We start from the raw sequence: 318 nt of genomic DNA, 5'->3' as shown, positions 1-318 counted from the left end.
GGACCATGGCCGCCCGGATAGAAGATGCCATCGAAGTCATGCGGGTTGATGGCCGACAGCTTTTCCGTCGAAGCCAGCTTTGCCTGGGCTTCGGCGTCGGCCTCGAAGCGGTTGGTTGCGTCTGTCCTGGAGTCAGGCTCGTTGCTCTTGGGGTCGAGCGGCGGCTGGCCGCCCTTTGGAGATGCCAGCACGATCTCGGCACCTGCATCCTTGAAGACGTAGTAGGGTGCAGCAAGCTCCTCCAGCCAGAAGCCGGTCTTCTTGCCGGTGTTTCCCAGTTGATCATGGGAAGTGAGAACCATGAGGATCTTCATTATG

At 59.4% G+C, this 318-nt stretch carries 1 pseudogene; it reads right to left on the bottom strand.

Annotation, left to right across the window (positions count from 1 at the left end):
- Positions 1-314, bottom strand: a pseudogene (locus CK944_RS22710) (type 1 glutamine amidotransferase domain-containing protein); the annotation flags it as partial.
- Positions 315-318: the final 4 nt, after the last annotated feature.

The sequence above is a fragment of the Paracoccus sp. SY genome (assembly GCF_002901215.1).
Lineage (GTDB): Bacteria > Pseudomonadota > Alphaproteobacteria > Rhodobacterales > Rhodobacteraceae > Paracoccus > Paracoccus acridae.
Note: the sequence above shows the minus strand (reverse complement) of the source record. Positions and strands in the feature narration are given on the sequence as shown.